Source organism: Pseudarthrobacter oxydans (genome assembly GCF_013314975.1).
Lineage (GTDB): Bacteria > Actinomycetota > Actinomycetes > Actinomycetales > Micrococcaceae > Arthrobacter > Arthrobacter oxydans.
Map to the genome: position 1 here is coordinate 118,434 of NZ_JABTYH010000008.1, position 19,953 is coordinate 138,386.

General features: G+C 68.8%; 15 protein-coding genes. 9 read left to right on the forward strand and 6 right to left on the reverse strand.

Annotated features, from left to right (window positions below):
* Positions 1 to 50 precede the first annotated feature (50 nt).
* Both HTS88_RS07790 and HTS88_RS07795 read right to left on the reverse strand, forming a co-directional pair.
* A complete protein-coding gene (locus HTS88_RS07790) occupies positions 51 to 1,043 on the reverse strand; it encodes a M56 family metallopeptidase (RefSeq protein WP_174177064.1) in 993 nt (330 codons plus the stop codon).
* Between the two features lie 6 nt (positions 1,044 to 1,049).
* Entirely contained in the window at positions 1,050 to 1,436 is a 387-nt protein-coding gene (locus HTS88_RS07795) for a BlaI/MecI/CopY family transcriptional regulator (protein ID WP_174177066.1), read from the reverse strand.
* Between the two features lie 271 nt (positions 1,437 to 1,707).
* Here HTS88_RS07795 and HTS88_RS07800 point away from each other — a divergent pair, with 271 nt between their 5' ends.
* The 3 genes from HTS88_RS07800 to cydD are packed head-to-tail and all read left to right on the forward strand — an operon-like array spanning position 1,708 to position 7,928.
* Positions 1,708 to 3,312, forward strand: coding sequence for a cytochrome ubiquinol oxidase subunit I (locus HTS88_RS07800; protein WP_174177105.1), 1,605 nt, complete (start codon positions 1,708 to 1,710; stop codon positions 3,310 to 3,312).
* Between the two features lie 31 nt (positions 3,313 to 3,343).
* Complete coding sequence (cydB, locus tag HTS88_RS07805) at positions 3,344 to 4,393, forward strand: cytochrome d ubiquinol oxidase subunit II (RefSeq protein ID WP_174177068.1); 1,050 nt, start codon at positions 3,344 to 3,346, stop codon at positions 4,391 to 4,393.
* A 1-nt stretch (position 4,394) separates the two neighbouring features.
* Complete coding sequence (gene cydD / locus HTS88_RS07810) at positions 4,395 to 7,928, forward strand: thiol reductant ABC exporter subunit CydD (protein ID WP_174177070.1); 3,534 nt, start codon at positions 4,395 to 4,397, stop codon at positions 7,926 to 7,928.
* Here cydD and HTS88_RS07815 read toward each other — a convergent pair.
* A complete protein-coding gene (locus HTS88_RS07815; RefSeq protein ID WP_174177072.1) occupies positions 7,910 to 8,428 on the reverse strand; it encodes a DinB family protein in 519 nt (172 codons plus the stop codon). The two genes, cydD and HTS88_RS07815, sit on opposite strands and share 19 nt — an antisense overlap.
* Positions 8,429 to 8,447: 19 nt before the next feature.
* A complete protein-coding gene (locus tag HTS88_RS07820) occupies positions 8,448 to 10,964 on the reverse strand; it encodes a DNA gyrase/topoisomerase IV subunit A (protein ID WP_174177074.1) in 2,517 nt (838 codons plus the stop codon).
* A gap of 88 nt (positions 10,965 to 11,052) precedes the next feature.
* Here HTS88_RS07820 and HTS88_RS07825 point away from each other — a divergent pair, with 88 nt between their 5' ends.
* Genes HTS88_RS07825 through HTS88_RS07840 form a run of 4 tightly spaced genes read left to right on the forward strand, consistent with a single transcriptional unit; the run spans position 11,053 to position 16,532 of the window.
* Positions 11,053 to 13,737 (forward strand): bifunctional acetate--CoA ligase family protein/GNAT family N-acetyltransferase, encoded by a 2,685-nt coding sequence (locus HTS88_RS07825; protein WP_174177076.1) that lies wholly within the window; start codon positions 11,053 to 11,055, stop codon positions 13,735 to 13,737.
* Between the two features lie 42 nt (positions 13,738 to 13,779).
* On the forward strand, positions 13,780 to 14,520 hold the full coding sequence (locus HTS88_RS07830) for a DUF5998 family protein (RefSeq protein ID WP_174177078.1): 741 nt from the start codon (positions 13,780 to 13,782) through the stop codon (positions 14,518 to 14,520).
* 1 nt (position 14,521) lies between these two features.
* Positions 14,522 to 15,814, forward strand: a complete 1,293-nt coding sequence (locus HTS88_RS07835; RefSeq protein ID WP_174177080.1) for an alkaline phosphatase family protein — start codon at positions 14,522 to 14,524, stop codon at positions 15,812 to 15,814.
* A complete protein-coding gene (locus tag HTS88_RS07840) occupies positions 15,807 to 16,532 on the forward strand; it encodes a thymidine kinase (RefSeq protein ID WP_174177083.1) in 726 nt (241 codons plus the stop codon). The genes HTS88_RS07835 and HTS88_RS07840 overlap by 8 nt, the downstream gene beginning before the upstream one ends.
* A gap of 60 nt (positions 16,533 to 16,592) precedes the next feature.
* Here the strand turns inward: HTS88_RS07840 and sepH are convergent, their stop codons facing one another.
* Both sepH and HTS88_RS07850 read right to left on the reverse strand, forming a co-directional pair.
* Complete coding sequence (sepH, locus tag HTS88_RS07845; protein WP_174177085.1) at positions 16,593 to 17,933, reverse strand: septation protein SepH; 1,341 nt, start codon at positions 17,931 to 17,933, stop codon at positions 16,593 to 16,595.
* A gap of 123 nt (positions 17,934 to 18,056) precedes the next feature.
* Positions 18,057 to 18,545: a DUF3093 domain-containing protein gene (locus HTS88_RS07850; RefSeq protein WP_174177087.1), complete on the reverse strand. Its 489-nt coding sequence runs from the start codon at positions 18,543 to 18,545 to the stop codon at positions 18,057 to 18,059.
* 145 nt (positions 18,546 to 18,690) lie between these two features.
* Here HTS88_RS07850 and dut point away from each other — a divergent pair, with 145 nt between their 5' ends.
* Together dut and HTS88_RS07860 are read left to right on the forward strand one after the other, a co-directional pair.
* Positions 18,691 to 19,221 carry a dUTP diphosphatase gene (gene dut / locus HTS88_RS07855; protein WP_066275258.1) on the forward strand — a complete coding sequence of 177 codons (531 nt, stop codon included), beginning with the start codon at positions 18,691 to 18,693 and terminating at the stop codon, positions 19,219 to 19,221.
* Positions 19,222 to 19,331: 110 nt separating this feature from the next.
* Positions 19,332 to 19,953: DUF3710 domain-containing protein (locus tag HTS88_RS07860; RefSeq protein ID WP_174177089.1), on the forward strand; the 622-nt coding region annotated here is incomplete at its 3' end.

The following is a 19,953-nucleotide window of genomic DNA, read 5'->3' on the forward strand; positions in this document are numbered from 1 at the left end:
CATCCTGTGCCGCAGGCGTCGGGGCAGCAAAGGGAGGACGACGGCGGGACTCAGCCCAGCAGGCCGGGCACCACGAGCAGGGCGGTGGGCAGGGCAAGGAGCAGCACGGATCCCGCCACGACCAAGCTGCGGATGGGCGCCGGCAGCTCCGGCCGGGGCGAGAGCAGCCGGCTGACCCGTGAAGCGGTGGTCCGGGCGGAGTCCGCGCCGGACGTGCCGGCGGCGGCGTCCAGGCCGGAGAGGGCAAGGCTTGAGGCCTCCGGGCGGAGGTCTGCGCCGCCGCTGTTCCCGGCCGACCCGCTGGCCACAATGGCGATGGCCTTGATCAGCGTGGCCTTGCTTTCGGTCTTGAGCGCGACGTCGTCGGCCAGCATCTCGATCAGGGAGTTCACCGATTCCTGCGCGAGGCGGGTGGTTGGCAGCCAGGGCAGTGCCTGCCGCCAGGCGGCGAAAGCCCACAGCAGCAGGTGGTGGCGCTGGCTGAGGTGGGCGTTCTCATGGATCAGGACCGCACGGAGTTCTGCGGGCTCCAGGGCTGCCATGAGGCCGTCAGACAGGACTGTCACGGACCGGGCGCCGCCGGGAAGGCAGTAAGCCACGGGGGAGTTGTGGCTGATGACCAGGGTTCCCGTCCCCTCAGCGGACGGCGAGGCCAGCAGGGACAGCAGTTCGCGGTGCCGCCGCCGCTGGCGCTCAATCTTGTAGTAGGTCAGCAGCAGGGTGAACACCAGGTGGGCGGTGAGCAGCGCTGCTGCGGACAGGGCGAAAATATGCCAGAAACCCAGGGCCGTGGTGGGGGCGTTGTAGAGCACCATGCCGGCCAGCGCCCGCAGGCCTGCGATCAGGTTGTCCCCGATCGGTTCCAGGCCATACACGAGCATTGCGCCGATCATGGACAGCCCGCCGGCCAGCGCTATCGCCTGCCACAGGATCATGGCGGTGAAGGGTGAGCGGGCGGGCCACTGCGCGCGTGAGAGGAGGACAGGCACCGGCCACGCCAGGACTATCGCAAGGACCGCCAGCAGGTACGAGGCCCAGAACATGGTCCGCTAGAGGTGGCCAAGCAGTTTGCGCAGAGTCTCGGCTTCACCCTCGGATACGGACCCGATAAAACGGGCCAGCACTGCTTCGCGGTCCGGAGCCGACCCCAGTACCTCGTGCATCAGCTCGGCGGTGTGGTCCTCGCGGCTGGACACTGCCTGGTAGCGGTGCGGACGGGTGCCGCGTTCGCGCTCCACCAGGCCCTTCTTCTCCAGCCGCGACAGTACGGTGAGCACGGTGGTCACGGCGAGCTCCTTGCCCTCGTGGCCGGCAGCACCGTCCTGGCCGGCCGAGGTCTGCGCGAGCCTGTCCCGCAGCGTGTTGGCTGTGGCTGCTTCCTGGCCCGCCCAGAGCAGATCCATCACTGCCCGTTCCAGTTCACCAAGACTAGCCATTGCACTTTTCCTTTGTTTCCCCGCGCCACCGCCGCCGGGCGGAAGTGGCTGCATGCTGTGTTTGAACTACAACCTCCAATTTACCCGGTTTTCCCAAGACTTTCTACGTTGGGTAGAACACGTGGCGTGACGTGGCCCTTGCCTGCCGACCCCGGGCAGTGGAAGCTGGTTTTTACACCGCCGCCGCCGTTGTTCTACACTCGGTAGAAGTTGAGTTCTACAAAACGTAGAAGATCTGCATTCGCTGACACGAGGAACCGCCTTGGACGCTATGGACGCGCTGGAAATCGCACGCTGGCAATTCGGGATCACCACCGTTTACCACTTCATGATGGTTCCGCTGACCATCGGCCTTGGCCTGGTTGTCGCAGTCATGCAGACGGCGTGGCACCGCACAGGCAATCCCGAGTACCTCCGGATGACCAAGTTCTGGGGAAAGCTGTTCCTCATTAACTTCATCATGGGCGTGGCCACCGGCATCGTCCAGGAGTTCCAGTTCGGGATGGCCTGGAGCGAATACAGCCGGTTCGTGGGCGACGTCTTCGGCGCGCCCCTGGCCCTGGAAGCGCTGCTGGCGTTCTTCGTCGAATCCACCTTCCTGGGACTGTGGATCTTCGGCTGGAAGCAGCTCAAGCCCGGCATCCACCTGGCGTGCCTCTGGATCGCAGTGATCGGGTCGATTTTCTCCGCGTACTTCATCATCGTGGCCAACAGCTGGATGCAGCATCCCGTGGGCGTGGAGATGATCGACGGCCGGCCCGTCATGACCGACGCCTGGGCCGTCTTCACCAACAACACCGCGCTCGTTGCCGTACCGCACACCCTCTTCGGTGCCCTCGCCGTTGCCGGCGGCTTCCTGCTGGGCATCGCCTGGTACCACCTCTGGCGCAGGCGGCGCGACGGCGTCGACACCGTCGGCGCCGACGGCAAAGTCATCCCGGGCGAATCGGCGGACATCCCCGGCCGGGACCGCGACGACCACAAAGTCTGGCTCCGGTCCCTGCGGATCGGCGCGGTGGTGGCCATGATCTCCTTCGCCGGCACCGCCCTCACCGGGGATCTCCAGGGCAAGCTGATGTTCGAGCAGCAGCCCATGAAGATGGCCGCAGCGGAAGCCGCCTGCCATGACGGCACCGGGTTCTCCGTCCTGAGCATCGGCAACCTTGGTTCGCAGAACTGCGACGACATCGTTGCCCTCATTGAGGTCCCCGGCATCCTCTCCTACCTGGCGAAGGGCGACTTCACCACCGAAGTCCAGGGCGTCAACAGCCTCCTGCCGCAGTACAAGGAGGCCTACGGGACCCACCTTCCGGACAATCCCATCTACGGCGAACGCGCGGGCCAGGAGATCGACTACCTTCCCGTCATGGAGGTCACCTACTGGGGCTTCCGCATGATGATCGGCTTCGGCGGGCTCGCGGCCCTCGCCGCCCTCGTGGCGCTGTGGATCACCCGGAAGGGCACCGTCCCCGAATCCCGCTGGCTCATGCGGCTCGCCGTCTTCGGCATCCTGGCCCCCTTCGGTGCCAACGCGGCCGGCTGGATCTTCACCGAGATGGGCCGCCAGCCGTTCGTCGTCGCTCCCAACCCGGATCCCAGCGGCATCGACCAGGTGTTCATGTTCACGGCGGCGGCGGTATCACCCGGTGTCTCTGCCGGGGAGCTGCTGGCCTCGCTGGTCACCCTGACGGCGGTCTACGCAGTCCTGCTGGTGGTTGAGGTCAAGCTGTTGGTGAAGTATATCCGCGGCGGAGTGGTGTCCGCCATGCCTGAGCTGGTCCATGCACCGGCCGACGAAAATGAGGACGCCACCCCCGGATCCGGTGGACCGGGCGGCGGCAAACCCGGCGACGACGTCCTGGCGTTCGCCTACTAAGCCGCGCACGAAGAGCAGAGGAAATACACACATGGAACTGCTGCCAACCGTCTGGTTCATCGCCATCGCGGTGCTGTGGACCGGGTACCTCTTCCTGGAGGGCTTCGACCTCGGCGTCGGGATGCTCATGAAGCTTTTCGCCCGCAACAACACGGAGCGCCGCGTCCTGCTCAACACCATCGGACCCGTCTGGGACGGCAACGAGGTATGGCTCCTGACGGCCGGCGGCGCCACGTTCGCCGCCTTCCCGCTCTGGTACGCCTCCCTGTTCTCGGCCCTCTACCTTCCGCTGCTGGTGGTGCTCGTTGCCCTGATTTTCCGGGCGGTGGCGTTCGAGTACCGGGGCAAGGTGGACACGGACCGGTGGCGTGCCCGCTGGGACTGGGCCATCGCGCTGGGATCCTTCTTCGCGGCCTTCGGCGTGGGTGCCGCGCTGGCACTCACCACCACCGGCCTGCCGCTGAACGCCAATGGCGACCGAGAGGGAGGCCCGCTGGCCTGGTTCAGCGGATACGCCGTCCTGGGCGGCCTCGCCGTCGTGGGTTTCTCGCTGATCCACGCGCTGGCTTTCCTGGCCCTGAAGACCGACGGCGACGTGCGGCACCGGGCACGGACATGGTTCGTGCGCCTGCTGCCCGTCCTGCTCCTGCCCATCGCGGGGTGGGCACTGAGCATCCAGTTCCTGGAAGGGAAGCCCTGGACCTGGGCCCTTGTCCTGGTGGCTGTCGCCGCCGCCGCAGCGGCCTGGGTGTGGGCCCGCCGGGGAGCGGAAGGCAAGGCCTTCTCCGCCCTTGGAGCTTTCCTGGCACTGGGTTCGGCATCGATCTTCGCGGCCGTGTTCCCGGTGGTGCTGCCCTCCACCCTCAACGAGGCCTATGACCTCACCATCTCCAACGCGTCCTCCTCCGACTACACCCTGGGGCTCATGAGCATCGTGGCGGCCTTCGGCCTTCCCCTTGTCATTGCCTACCAGGCCTGGACCTACTGGGTGTTCCGCCGCCGGGTCAGTGCAGCGCACATCCCGGAGGCCCACAGCTTCCTGCCGGCCATCGCCGCCAGGGCTTTCACAACGAAGGGCTGACATGCGGCCAAGTTTCCCTCCCGGCCCGGCCACCCGCTCCGCCGTCTACCTGCTCGGACTGCTGGCAGCCCTGAAGGCCCTGTCGCTGGTCCTGATGGGCCAGGCCGTGGCCTCGGTGCTGGCCGGACTGGTGGCGGCGGACCCGGACTGGGCAGGCCAGGTTGTGTTGGGACTGGCGGGCGTGGTCCTGCGGTCACTGACCGTCTGGGCACAGGCCGTCGCTGCCCGGCGCGCGGCCCTTGGCATCAAGGAGGAGCTGCGTGCCGGGCTGCTCGAACGGGCGCTGCGCAACGGCGCCCGGGGAACCGGCCCTGCCGACGGCGGGCTCGCCGTCCTGGCAACCCGTGGACTGGATGCGCTGGACAACTACTACACCCAGTTCCTCCCGGCACTGGTGAACTGCGCGGCGATCCCGCTGCTGCTGGGAGCACGGATCCTCTTCGCGGACTGGGTCAGCGCGGTGGTGATTGTCCTGACCGTACCGCTGGTGCCGCTGTTCATGGTGCTCATCGGCCGGTACACCGAAGACAACGTCCGCGAAGCGCAGGCGGCCCTCGGCAGGCTGTCCGCCCACATGCTGGAGCTGGCAAAAGGCCTGCCGGTCCTGGTGGGGCTCGGGCGGGCCACGGCGCAGCGCAAGGCCCTCGAAGAGATCTCCGAGGAATACCGCACCCGCACCATGGGAACCCTCCGCACCGCATTCCTCTCGGCGCTGGCGCTGGAACTGATCGCCACCATCTCCGTCGCGGTGGTGGCCGTGTTCATCGGCGTCCGGCTGGTGCACGGGGACATGCCGCTCGAAGCCGGCCTGCTGGCACTGATCCTGGCCCCGGACTGCTATCTCCCGCTGCGTGAACTGGGCACCGCCCACCACGCCAGCGACGACGGACGGGTGGCCCTCGCGGAAACCACCGCGGTCACGGAGGCCCCCGAACCCCGGCCGCTCCCGGCAACCCGGGCGGGACGGCCCGGTGCCCCAATCTCCGTCACGGACCTGACCGTGCGCTACAGCGGAAGGTCGGGCCCCGCCGTCGGCCCGCTCACCTTCACCGCGCCGCAAGGCAGGATCACCGCCCTGGACGGAGCCAGCGGCGCAGGAAAGAGCACAGTCCTCGGCGTGCTGGCGGGAACCATCGGGGACGGAGCCGGCACCACGGTCACCGGCACCCTCCAGGGCATCGACCGCAGCGCGCTGGCCTGGGTGCCGCAGCATCCGGTCATGCTCGCCGCAACTGTCCTGGACGAGGTGGTCCTGTACCTCTCCGGTGAAATCGAGGGCTCCCGCGGCCACGCCGGCGTGGAAGCGGCCGCACGCTCCTGCCTGGCCCGGGCCGCTGCCGGCCACCTGGCCCACCAGCACCCCGCAGAGCTGAGCCCCGGCGAGCTGCGGAGGGTGGCACTCGCCAGGGGGCTGGCCCGGATCGAGGCAGGGGCGACAGTACTGCTGCTCGATGAACCCACCGCGCACCTGGACGACGCCTCGGCCATGGTGGTGGAAGATGCGATCCGCCGCCTGCGCGGACGCGTCACCGTGATCCTCGTGGCGCACAACGGGCGCACCCGCAACCTCGCTGACCACCTGGTGCCGGTGAGTGCGTACGCAGAGCCAGTCCAGGCACAGCCAGGGCGGGCAGCTGAACCAGCCCTCCGGGCCGGGGAGCCGGCCACAGCCGCAGCGCCGGGGCAAGCCGCGCTGCAGCAGCCCGGGCCGAAACCACGGGGTGCCGTGGACGTCGCAGCGGACGACTGGCCGGCCTCCGCTGCTGCCCCGGCTGCAAACGCCAGTGCCGGTGCACGATCCCGCGGGGCGGCAGGCACCCGCCAGACAACGCGGCTCCTCGCGGCGCTCCTGGCGCCGGTCCGCGGCAAGTTCGCAGCGGCTGCCGTCGTGGGCACCCTGGCGGCCGTCTTCGCCGTCGCGCTGTCCGGCCTGTCCGGCTGGCTGATCATCCGTGCCAGCGAGCAGCCGCCCATCCTGTACCTGCTGACGGCCATTGTTGGCGTGCGGTTCTTCGGGATCGGGCGGGCCGTGCTGCGCTACTGCGAGCGGCTCCTGCTCCACGACGCCGTGTTTGCCGCCCTTACCCGCCTCCGGGGGCGGCTCTGGGAGTCCTTGAGCCGCAGGGCCCTCGCCCTCCGCCGGCTGCTGCAGGGCGGCAACGTCCTCGGGACGGTCATTGACGACGTCGATACCGTCCGCGACCTCCTGCCGAGGGTGGCGCTGCCGCCGGTGACGGCGTTCGCTGTCTCCGCCCTGGCCCTGGCCACCGCCTGGCTGCTGGTGCCGGACGCGGTCCCGGCCGTCCTGGCCGCCGCCGCCGCGAGCCTGCTCCTGGCCCCGGCCGTGGCGCTGTGGGCCGACCGGAAATCGGCCAGCGCCGAGCAGGTCCTGAGGTCCGGGGTGCTGCGCCGGATTTCCGCAGCCCTCGACGCCCGCGCCGAGCTGCATGCCAACGGCGTTGCCGCCCCGGTGCTGGCCGGACTGCGCGCCCAGGACCGCAGCGCCACCCGCGCGTCCCAGCGGTCAGCGTGGGCAGACGGCCTGGGGCACGCGGTCACCACCGCCTCCTGCTGCGCGGCTGCCTTCGCAGCTGCCTGGCTGGCCGCTCCCGCCGTGCTCGGCGGCCGGCTTGCCCCGGCGACGGCGGCGGTGGTCGTGCTGATGCTCCTCGCACTGGTGGAGCCCTACGCGGCCATGACGACGGCGGTGCGCCAGTTCCCCGCGCTACGGACAGTCATGCAGCGCGTGTCCGCCTCGGGCGCCCTGGACGCGGACACCTCGGGCCCCGAAGGCACCCCAGCCGACGGCCTGCACAAGGTGCCTGCCCGGCAGGACGGTGCTCCCGGCGTCGAACTCGTTGACCTCGCGGTGGCGTGGCCGGGCGGTGCCCCGGTGTTTTCCGGGATCAACGCCGTTGCGGAGCCCGGCCGGTGGCTGGCCGTCACCGGACCGTCCGGTTCCGGGAAGTCCACCCTGCTCTCGGTCCTGCTCGGCTTCCTCCCCGCAGCAGCCGGGGCAGCCCGGGTGACCGGCCGGGCCGCCTGGTGTCCGCAGGAAGCCCACCTCTTCGACTCGACCATCCGCGGGAACCTGCTGCTGGGCAGGCCCCCCGCGAACGGTCCGGCCGGAGAGGGCGGGCTGATGGAGGTGCTGGAGTCCGTGGGCCTGGCGGGCCTGGTGGAGCGCCTGCCGGCGGGCCTGGACACCAGGATCGGTCCGGGCGGGGCTTTCCTGAGCGGGGGAGAGCGCCAGCGCCTGGCCGTGGCGCGCACGCTGATGACCGGCGCGGAGGTGATCCTGCTGGATGAGCCAACAGCGCACCTGGATGCTGCATCGGCAGAGGCCATGCTGGCCGACCTGCGCGCGGGACTCGGCAACCGGACCGTGGTGCTGGTGACCCACAACCCAGCCGATATCCATCCGGGGGATGCGAGGCTGGTGCTGGCCGGATCCGGGAACCTCGGAGGTGCAGGTCGTCATGATGCGCCGGCGTTTGCCGTGGTGGCGGAGGGTGCTCAGCCGTCCACGTCGTGAAGGTGGTGGACGACGTCGTGCAGGAAGTACTGGGCCAGCGTCAGGACGGTGAACTCCGAGCCATTGCTGCGCAGCCCTTTCCTTCCCCACTCTGATTCGCGGACCCTGGCAAAGGACTCCGCCGCCTGCTTTCCCTCAGCCGTCAGCTCTGCGCTGACCACTGCCGGATCGGCGTTGGCGTAGTCCTTGTCGATAGCCGTCTGGTCCTGGTCCCAGTTCTCGAACCGTGCGTCATCCGATTCGAGCATGAGGTTCAGCCGCTGGTCGAAAAGGCTGAAGACGTCCCGGACGTGGCAGGCATACTCCAGCGCGGACCAGGTGTGCCCATTGGGGCGCTCGGCCACGTCCGGCCTGCGCAGGACGGCCCGCCAGCGGGGCAGCATGTTGTCGATGCTCCCCGGGACGGTGGACGGGGTTACCGTTGCGGCGTCGAACGAACACTCGGGGCAGGGACGCGTCAGGACCCAGGTCCAGTCCTTCTCATCAGGAACGATAGGCATGCATGCAGTCTAGGCCGGATCAGGCCGCCTGGCCGGGATCAGGCCACGCCATGGCGGGACCCACCACGTCCACCGGCTGCGACAACGGGACACCGGAACCGTCCCGCCGGCCGTGCTCCTGCGGCAACGATCTGGCGACCCCCGCAGCCGAGGCGGCCTTGGCCGGGCCGTGCCCCGCCCAGGCCAGCAGCAGCGTGTCCTCGCCCTTCAGGAAGCGGTGTGCCCGCACGCCGGCTGTTGCACGGCCCTTCACGGGGTACTCGGAGAACGCCGTGACCTTGGCCGTGCCGGGGGCGGTCCCGGGTAGGGCGCCCGTTGTCCCGGCGATGGTCACCACCACGGCGGCCTCGTCCCCGGGCTGGACCGCGCCGAAGAACAGCACCCGGTCACCGGCCGCCAGCTTGATTCCCGCCATGCCACCGGCTGTCCGCCCCTGGGGGCGCACGCTCGCGGCTCCAAACTTCAGCAGCTGGGCCTGGCTGGTCAGGAACACCAGCTCAGCATCATCGGCTCCCGCCGGCGCCACATTGACCACGAAGTCCTTGTCCTTGAGGGCAATGACGTCCCAGTCTTCCCGGTTCAGGGGGTAGTCCGGCTGCACCCGCTTCACCACGCCCTGGGAAGTGCCGATGGCCAGCACTTCGTCCAGCGGCACGAACGCCACCAGGGTTTCCCCCTTGAGCAGGGTAAGGAAATCCTTGGCCGGAACCCCGCCGGCGAGGTTGGGCAGGCCGGACATGGGCGGCAGCACCGGCATGTCCATCACCTGGAGGCGCAGCATCCGCCCCAGGGAGGTGACCGCCGCGATCTCGCCGCGCGCGGAGGTCCTGACCACGGACGTGAACACGTCATGTTTTGCCCGGGGTCCCGCCTCGGCCAGCGGTTCCTGGTTGCTGGTGCGGGCCACCTGTCCGGAGGCGGTCAGGATGGCCCAGCAGGGGTCGTCGGCGATTTCCAGGGCCAGCGGCGCTGCCTTGCCCTTCTTCCCGGCGGCGAGGGCAAGGTCGGCGGCCACGGTCGGTGCCACGGCCTCGGATTCGAGGAGGACGGTGCGCCGGGGAGTGCCATGCTCCTCGGCAATCTCTCCCAGCTCGTCGGACACCAGGGTCCGGAGCCGCTCCTCGGAGCCCAGGATCGCCTCGAGCTCCGCGATCTCGCGGCGCAGCTCGTCCTGCTCCTTCTCCAGCTCGATCCGGGAGTACTTGGTCAGCTGGCGCAGCCGGAGCTCCAGGATGTAATTCGCCTGGATCTCCGTGAGGTCATAGATGGACATCAGGCGAGCCCTGGCGGCGGCTGCCTCGTCCGAGGAGCGGATGATCTGGATGACCTCGTCAATGTCCACAATGGCGATGAGGAGGCCCTCCACCAGGTGGAGGCGGTCCTTCTTCCTGCCCAGCCGGAACACCGTCCGGCGGCGGACCACGTCGATCCGGTGGTTGACGTACACAGTCAGCAGCTGCACCAGGCCCAGGGTCTGCGGCTGACCGTCCACCAGGGTGACGTTGTTGATGCCGAAGGAGTCCTCCATCGGCGAGTAGCGGTACAGCTGCTGGAGCACCGCGTTGGGGTTGAAGCCGTTCTTGAGCTCGATGACCAGGCGCAGTCCGTGCTTGCGGTCGGTCAGGTCCACGATGTCGCTGATGCCGGTCAGCTTCTTGGCGTTGACGGCGTCCTTGATCTTCTCGATGACCTTTTCCGGGCCCACCATGTAGGGGAGTTCGGTGACCACCAGGCCGGTCCGACGCGCGGACAGCTGTTCCACCTCCACCTTGGCCCGCGTCTTGAAGGACCCCCGCCCCGTGGCGTAGGCGTCGCGGATGCCGTCCAGCCCCACGATCCGGCCGCCGCTGGGCAGGTCGGGACCCGGAACGAAGCGCATGAGGTCATCCAGTGTGGCGTCCGGGTGGGCAATCAGGTGCCGGGCGGCGGAAATGACTTCCACCAGGTTGTGCGGGGCCATGTTGGTGGCCATGCCCACGGCGATGCCGGTGGCGCCGTTGACCAGCAGGTTGGGGAACGCGGCCGGAAGCACATCCGGCTGGGTCAGCTGGTTGTCGTAGTTGGGGACGAAGTCCACCACGTCTTCGTCGAGGTGGTTGGTCAGCGTCAGGGCAGCCGCCGCAAGCCGCGCTTCCGTGTACCGCGGAGCCGCAGGGCCGTCGTCGAGCGATCCGAAGTTGCCGTGCCCGTCAATCAGGGGCAGCCGCAGCGAGAAGTCCTGTGCCATGCGCACCATGGCGTCGTAGATGGCGGTGTCGCCGTGCGGGTGGAGCTTGCCCATGACCTCGCCCACTACGCGGGCGCTTTTCACATGGCCGCGGTCCGGGCGCAGGCCCATGTCGCTCATCATGTACAGGATGCGCCGCTGCACCGGCTTGAGCCCGTCGCGGGCGTCCGGAAGCGCCCGGGAGTAGATCACCGAATACGCGTACTCCAGGAAGGAACCTTCCATTTCGGAGGTGACATCGATGTCCACGATGTTCTCCGTGTAGGGGGTGGTGTCTTCGGGAGGGGCTGAACTTTGGCGGCGGGCCATGGGGTTGGTGGATCCTTCTGCAGAGCGGTGCAATGGTTTGTTGGCCGCAGGCGGCAGTGCTGCGGGAGTTTTTGGCTAGGCTAAGCCTATGGTGGAACAGCCCGTGGACGGCGAATATCCGGAACATTGGGAAGCCGATGTCGTGCTCCGGGACGGCGGGACGGCACATCTGCGCCCCATCCACCCCTCGGACGCGGACGCTGTCCAGAAGTTCCACATGGGACAGTCGCAGAATTCAATCTACATGCGCTTCTTTGCGTTCAAGGCCAAGCTTTCGAGCAAGGAGCTCAAGCGGTTCACCGAGGTGGACTACCGGGACCGGGTGGCGTTCGTCATCACCATTGGCGGTGAAATCGTAGGGATCGGCCGGTACGACCGGCTGGACGACCCCACCGAAGCCGAAGTGGCGTTCAACATCGCCGATTCGCACCAGGGGAGGGGAATCGGCTCCATCCTGCTCGAACACCTCGCCGCCGCCGCCCACGAGAACGGGATCCGCCGCTTCAGCGCGGAGGTGCTGCCGGAAAACCGCAAGATGCTGATGGTCTTCTCCGACGCCGGCTATGACGTCAAACGGCATTTCGACGACGGCGTCGTCAGCCTTGAGTTCAACATCGACCCCACCGAAAAATCCCGGGCCGTGATGGAATCCCGCGAGCACCGCGCGGAGGCGAGGAGCGTCCGCGACCTGCTGACGCCGTCGTCCATTGCCGTCATCGGGGCCAGCCGCAAGTGGGGGACGGTGGGCTACCAGCTGCTGGAGCACATCATCGAAGGCGGCTTCCCCGGGCCCGTGTTTGCCATCAATCCCGAGGCCCTGGAACTGGCCGGCATGATCTCCTTCGGCAAGCTCTCCGAGGTTCCTGGACCTGTGCAGCTGGCCGTTATTGCCGTCCCCTACGAGGAAGTGCCCGCCGTCGTCGCCGACTGCGCGGCGGCGGGAGTGAAGGGCCTGGTGATCGCGTCGGCAGGATTCGCGGACGACGGCGAACGCGGCCTCATGAGGCAGCGCGACCTGGTGAGGCAGGCACGCGCCAACGGGATGCGGGTGATCGGGCCTGCGTCCCTGGGGATCGTGAACACCCATCCGGCCGTGTCGCTGAATGCCTCGATGGCGCCCACGCTGCCGCTGCGCGGCGGGCTGGGGCTGTTCTCCCAGTCAGCGGCCATCGGCGTCTCGCTCTACGCCGCCTCCAGCAGGCGGCGGCTGGGACTGTCCACCTTCCTCTCCGCCGGTAACCGCGCGGATGTGTCAGGCAACGACATGATGCAGTACTGGGAGGACGACGCCGATACCTCCGCCGTGGGCCTGTACCTGGAATCGATCGGCAACCCGCGCAAGTTCTCCCGGCTGGCACGAAGGCTGGCGCGCATCAAGCCGGTCATTGTGGCCAAGTCCGATGCCATGGGGCTGCGGCTGCCGCCCGGCCACGCCGTGCGCACCACGCAGGCACCCGCAGGTGCGCTTGATGCCATGCTCCGCCAGTCCGGCGTCATCCGGGTGGAAACCATAGAGCAGCTTGTGGACGTGGCGCAGGTGGTCTCCAACCAGCCCCTGCCTGCCGGGCCGGGGCTGGCCATTTTCAGCAACTCCCAGGCCCTCGGAAAAGTGGTGGCGGACAGCGCGTCGTCCCATGGGCTCGACGTTGCCCGGCTGGTGACCGGCGTGGACCTCGACGCCGGCCAGTCGGTTGCCCTTCCCGCCCTGCGTTCGTCCCTGCTCGCCGCCCTCGAGTCCGATGCCGTCCATGGGGCCGTCGCCGCCGTGCTGCCCGCCCGCGGACTTACGGTGGACAGCATTGCCGAGGTCCTGGCCGAATGCTCGGTGAAGGCGGGAAAACCCGTGGTGGCCGCGTTCACGGGGATCCTGGATCCCTCGGTCTATGTCGAGGGCATGGTGGGGTCCGCGGAGCAGGCTGTCCCCTGCTTCTCCAACCCGGGGGCTGCGGTGGCCGCGCTCGCCGCCGTGGTGCGGTACTCGGAGTGGGTCTCGCGCGACCATGGGCACTTCGTCGAGCCGGAAGGCTGCGATCCGCAGCGCGCACGGGCCGAGCTGGAGGGCCTCCTCCGCGACGTGAAAGGGGAGCAGCTCAAGCAGCTGGACCCGGCGGCCACGCGCTCCCTGCTGGGCCACTACGGCATCACCGTGCTGCCTTCGGTTGGCTTCGACACCCCGGACCAGGCGGTTGAGGCGGCGGACATGCTGGGGTGGCCGGTGGCGCTGAAGACCACCGACCCCACGCTGCGGCACCGGCTGGACCTCGGGGGAGTCCGCCTTGATATCCAGGACGCCGAGTCCTTGCGCCTGAACGTCCTGCAGATGCGCCGGACCCTGTCCCGTTACGGCGACCCGGCACTGGAGGTGCAGAGCATGGCGCCGGTGGGGCAGGCCTGTACCTTCCGGGCCATTGAGGACCCGCTCCTGGGCCCGGTGATCTCGTTCGGCCTGGCCGGAGACGCCGTCAACCTGCTGGACGACTGGGCGCACCGGGTGCCGCCCCTGTCCGCCGCAGACGTGCACGACTTCATCCGCGGGCCGCGGGCAGCCCGGAAGCTTTTCGGCTACCAGGGCCTGCCGGCCGTGGACGTGGCCGCCCTTGAGGACCTGGCCGGCAGGCTTGCCTGGCTCAAGGACAGCCACCCGGAAATCGCGCTGGTGGAATTCAACCCGGTGCTGTGCGGCGTGTCCGGGGCGGTGATCCTCGCCGCGGATGTCCGGATCGGCAACGCGGCCCAGCGCACCGACAGCGCCCGCCGGGCCATGCTGGGCTGACGCGGTTAGCAATGTGGCGGGCCGATCTGTGAAAATGGGGGAATGAGCTCACAGCCTCCCGCGTCGGCGCCCGAAACGCCCGGCAATGAAAACCAGGCAGTCCGCCACAGCTCACACAGCCACAGTGCCCAGGGCCAGAGCCTTGACGGCGCACTCCAGAAGGCGGGTTTCTACCCGCGCCTGGTGGCTGACGTGGTGGACGACGCACTGGACGGCCGCGAGTGCGTCGCCCACCTGGTGCACCTGGAAACCCACTTCGACCGTGCCGAGGTGCGCCGCCACATCACCGTGCTGGTGCTGACCGCGGACATGCTGGTGATCACCCACGTGGACGACCAGCAGCTCGATGAGGCGGGTGAGCAAATCGTGGCACAGATCTCCACCGAGTCCGTGCCCGTGGCGCAGATCCGCTCCGTGGTCCTCAGCTACATGTACGCCCAGCCGCAGGACTACAAGCCTTCAGACCCGGTCCGCGAGGTAACGCTGTCCATCGCCTGGTCCGGCGGCCAGCGGCTGGACATGGGCCCCGCCAGCTGCGGTGATCCCCAGTGCGAGGCTGACCACGGGTACAGCGGCACCATTGCGCAGGAAGACATCGTCCTGCGGATCAGCGCCGAGGCGGACGGATTACAGGCCGTCCAGGACGCCAAGCTTTTTGCCCGCGCCCTCCGCGCCGTGAACACAGGCTCTGCCGCCCCGGCGCCCCACATCCCGTCACTCCCGGCCCGGCCGCGTTCAGGCGTGTTCGGAAACCGCCTCAGCCGCGGGCACCAGCAGCGCTGAGATGCCGGACGAACGACGAACAAACAGCAACGTCCCACCCGCCGGCAGCGTCCCGCCAACCCCCGCCAGCGGCGCTCCTGCTCCGGCCGGTGCCCCGGCCGTCCGTCCGGCCAAAGCGCCGGACCTGCCGTCCGCTCCCGCCTACGGCCGGCGTTCCGTGGCGGACGTGTTGACCAGCGCCGCGGCCAGCCTGGGCCTCGACGGGTTCACCAACATCCTTGGCCTTCCCGCGGCGTCCCGCGTGTGCGTCGTCGTCGCCGACGGCCTTGGCCGGAACCTCCTGAAGCAGAAGTCTGCCCACACCCCCTTCCTGCGCTCCGTGATCCAGGCCGGCCAGGGCGCCGTTCCGGTGTGGCTTGATTCGGCGTTCCCTTCCACCACGGCCGCCGCGCTGGCCAGTTTCGGCACGGGCCTGCCCCCGGGCCAGCACGGCCTGGTGGGCTACGACGTGCTGGATCCTGAGCAGGACAAAGTGGTCAACCTTCTTGGCAACTGGGACCCCGGGGTTGACCCGCTGGCATGGCAGCCGTTCCCCACAGTGCTGGAACGCGCTGCCGGCCAGGCCGCAGTGACCACTGTCAGCCTTCCCCAGTTCGGGGACTCACCCATGACCCGCGCCGCCCTCCGCGGCGGCAACTTCATGCCCGCCACCACATCCCACGCCCGTACTGCCGCTGCCGCCGAAGCCCTGGCGGCGCCCGGGCCCGGCCTGATGTACTTCTACGTCAACGAGCTGGATAAGGCCGGGCACCGCTACGGCTGCCAGTCGCCGGAGTGGGAACACCAGCTGGAAGAGCTGGACGCCGTGATGAAGCGCCTGAATTCCTCCCTGCCGGCAGGCACCAGCATCCTGCTGACGGCGGACCACGGCATGCTCGACGTGCCGGAGCAGCAGCGCCTCGACTTCTCGGCGGATCCGCAGCTGGTGGAGGGAGTACGCCACACGGCCGGCGAACCGCGGATGGTGCATCTGTACCTGGATGACGCGTCCGAAAACGGTGCGCGGGAGCGGCTCCTCGCCGCCTGGCGCGGCCGCTTCGGTAACCGCATCTGGGCGTTCACCAGGGAAGACGCCATCGCCGCGGGACTTTTCGGTCCGGTCCGGCCCGCCGTCGAGGGCAGGATCGGCGACGTGATGATTGCGGCCCGCGACGAGCTCGCCCTCTACGACACGAGGCGTGTCCGCCCCGCCGCGATGGAGGTCGTGGGCCAGCATGGATCGCTGACCAAGGCCGAGCGGGAGGTTCCGCTCCTGTATTTCACGGCCGGCGGCAGGAGCGCCCGCCGTGGCTGAGCTCGTCTTCTTCTCCGGCACCATGGACTGCGGCAAGTCCACGCTCGCGCTGCAGATGGACCACAACCACCGGGTCCGCGGCCGGGGCGGGGTCCGCTTCAGCCGCAACGACCGCGCCGGCGAGTCCCGTATCTCCAGCCGGCTTGGACTGGAAACCGACGCCGTGGAAGTAGTGGACGGAACGGATTTCTGGGAGGAAGTCATGCGGCGGCGCACCCTGGGCCAGCGCGTGGACTACCTGATCTGCGATGAAGCCCAGTTCTACACGCCTGAGCAGGTGGAACAGCTGGCGAAAGTCGTGGACGAGATCGACGTGGACGTCTTTGCCTTCGGCATCACCGCTGACTTCCGCACCCGGCTGTTCCCAGGCTCCCAGCGGCTGATCGAACTCGCGGACCGGGTGCAGGTCCTGCAGGTGGAAGCCCTGTGCTGGTGCGGCCGCCGGGCAACGCACAACGCACGCACGGTCGACGGCGTCATGGTCACCGAGGGCGCGCAGGTTGTTGTCGGCGACGTGGACATGGCCGTGGACGGCCCGGCTGCCACGGCGGAAGGCCACATCCCCGTGGTGGGATACGAGACGCTGTGCCGCCGCCATTTCATGCGCCGCGTCACGGCACATGGTGCCAACCTCATGGCCGAGCAGGACCAGCTGCTGCCGTTCGAGGTGGATGCGTGCCTGTGGCGGGGCACCGGCGGGACCGGTACGGACGCCTAGGGACAGTCCTTCCGTTATTGCCGGCCGCGCCGGCCCGGTAGTCGGCGGCCGGCCCGGGCGTCAGTCCCCGCGGGTACCGAAGACGATCTCGTCCCAGGATGGAACGCTGGAGCGCTTGGGCCTGGCAGGCTGGCGCTCGGGAGTTCCCGCCTCCGGCAGCTGGCCGGTGGCGGGGGAGGAGTCGTCGTTCCGGGACGAATGCCGCTTCGGGGCACCGCCCAGCAATTCGTCCAGTCCCGCGCCACTGGCTGTGCCGTTCCCGTTGCCCTGTGCCGCGTCCGCTGCCGCATCGCCGGAGGCCCGCTGCGGTGAAGCCACGATGGTGATCTCCCGGGTGTCCGTGCTGACGCCATTGTGCAGCCGCAGGTTCTCATCGGCGGGGTCGTGCTGGGGCGGCAGGAGGCTGAGCCGGGACAGCATGGACGGCCGGGCATCCCGCCGGCGGACGAAGGAGTCGCCCTGGGCAGCAGGAGCGTCGGTACGGTCCGGTTCCTGTCCGGCGTCGTGTTCTTCCGTTTCCGGGGTGATCTCCGAGGGCCGGGGATGGGCGGCAGGAACACCGTTGGTCAGGAGCAGTGCCAGGGCGTCGTCGGAATCCTCATCCACGCCAAGCCGCTGGCCCCGGCGCGAGCGCAGCATGTCCAGGAGGCCGTCGGATTCCTTGTCCTTGCCGGCTGCCTGGCCGGCGGTGCCGCCCTGGTTGCCGGGAGCGGAGTCGGCATCGGTCTCAAAATCAAAGGGCCGGTCGGAGACGGCGGACAGCCTCCGGGCCGGTACCGGTCCGTCCAGGGGCTCCAGCTCACTGAGCTGCTGGGCCCAGCGGTTGGCGTTATGCAGGGACTTCCGGGCCGGGCTGAAGGTCCACAGCGCGGGCGGCTCCTCGCCGATTCCCGGTGCGCCGCCGTTCTTCGCCTCGAAGGTGGCAGACACGGTCCAGGTCCCGTCCTGGCGGCGCCATGAATCCCACTCCACGGAAGCGGGGTCGATGCCGTGCGCCGAAAGCCGGTGCGCCACCATCTCGCCCAACGTTGCCGGGTTGTCACCGAATGCTGAACGGTAGATGTCGTGCCCGGGCGAAGGCGCGGCCACTTCCACCTTGCGGGCCTGCTGGGCCACGTACTCCCGTTCGGCCAGGACCGGGCCCTCGTACCGTTCAACCTTGGCCAGCGGCAGCCCGGAAGCCTCGGCAACATCCGCCGCCGTGGCTCCGGCCCTGATCCGGGCCTGGATGTCCCGCGGGGACATGGGAATGGCAGGCCGCTCGACCCGCGGCTTAACCGCGGACCTGCTGGCCGTCCTCAGCGCTTCATCGATCGGCAGCTGGAACATCTCGCCGCCGGCCCCGCTCAACAGGAGGTGAGTCCCGTCGTCGTGTACGCCTACAAGCCGTAGATCCTGCATACAAATCCTCCACCCTGGCATTGCTATCACTCGAAACTTTGCCATCCGGGGGCCGGGTTTTGGCTCAAGGGGCAGGGCGCGCCGCGATTTTCCGGGAGATCCGGGCAAATAGGGGCCTGCAGGCTAGTGCCTGGAGAGGGCTGCCGTCAGCTCATCGGGCCTGCGGGTGGAGGTCAGCCAGTACGGCGTCGGGTCGGATGGATCCGTGATCTCAACCTTGACCACCGGATCGATCCAGCCCCTGATGCAGAGGTAGGCCAGCCCGTTCAGCCGGGTGCCGCGTTCCGCCGTCGCTTCCCCGCCCCGGAACGGCTGGACGGCGCCCACAAAGCGGCGCTCAATGGTGGCCCGCCCCACGGTCAGTGTTTTCCGGGTCACCACGATGCTCGGGGTGGAAAGGACCAGGAGCACGGCAATGATGGCAAAGAGCACCACTGCGGCCGTGTACCCGGCGGCCGCGCTGATGGGGGCGAACACCAGGATTCCCGCGCCTGAAACGCCGGCCGCGATGATCCAGATCCATGCGTTCGGCCACAGCTTCTCTCGATAGATCACGGCAGCCTCTGCGGCGGGAGTACTGGGAACGGACGCGGCGGAACTCGATTCGGGCATGGACCAAGCTTTCCACCTTTCCCTGGCTATTTCATCCCGGCCGGTGCCGTTCCGCGCCGGGAGGTCCAGCCCGGCAGGTTGTCCACAGTGGGCAGCCGCCCGCGGCCTAGGTCCCATCCGCGGGCGCGGGTTAGAGTGAGTGACTGTGACTGATCAATCCGCAGCAGTAGACACATTTCCCCCGGCCCCGCCTGCCGGGGATGAGCCCCTCGCCTCGGCCCCTACCCTGCAGGTCCAGCTGAAGATGCTGGACCCGGGCCTGGAGGCGCCGTCCTACGCGCACCCGGGCGACGCCGGCGCTGACCTCCGTGCCAGGGAAGACGTTGTCCTGCAGCCGGGAGAGCGCAAGCTCGTCCCCACGGGAGTGGCGATTGCCCTGCCGGAGGGATTCGTGGCCCTTATCCACCCCCGCTCCGGACTGGCCACCAGGCACGGGCTGACCATCGTCAACGCCCCGGGAACTGTGGACGCCGGGTACCGCGGGGAAATAGCAGTCACCCTGCTGAACACCGATGCCACCCAGCCCATTGAGCTGCACCGCGGCGATAGAATTGCCCAGATGGTGATCCAGCGTGTTGAGTACGCCCAGTTCATCCCCGTCAACGAATTGAGCGGATCCGTGCGCGGCACCGGAGGATTCGGGTCCACGGGCGGGTTCAAGCGGCCCGGGGCCTGAAGCAAGCATTTTTCCGTTCCGGCAGGCCCTTTGCCGGCAGGCGGCAGAGCACGACGGCGGGACCCCCTCAGGGCCGGACCGGCACATTTCACAACTAAGGAGACACCCTCATGGTCTTTGGGCTCGGCAGGAAAGCCAAGAAGGACGAAGCATCCGAACCGGATGACTCCCTGACCACCGCGGAGTCCCGGGAGGACGCTGCGGCAGGCTCCGGTGTCCGCGCCAACGGACCGCTTGATGAATCGGAAATCACCAGCCGCGACGGCTACGTGGACCTCGGCGCGCTGCTGATCGCCCCCAGCGATGGCCTGCAGTTGCGCCTCGAGGTTGAGGAAGCCACCCAGCGCGTGGTGGCCGTTACCTTGGATCTCAACGGATCGAGCCTGCAGCTCCAGGCATTCGCCGCACCCAAGACCGAAGGCCTGTGGGACGAAATCCGTGAGCAGATCGGCCAGTCCGTCGGGGCGCAGGGCGGCCAGGTCGAGGAGATTGAGGGCAGCTTCGGCACTGAACTCGTGGCGAAACTCCCGGCCGGGCTGCCTGACGGCAGCCAGGGGTACCGGGTGGCGCGTTTCGTAGGCGTTGACGGGCCCCGCTGGTTCCTCCGTGGCGTGCTGGGCGGCCCTGCGGCCCTGGAACGTGCCGCTGCCGAGCCGCTGGAAGCCCTCTTCAGGCAGGTGGTGGTGATCCGGGGCGGCAGCCCCATGCCGCCGCGGGACCTGCTGCAGCTCC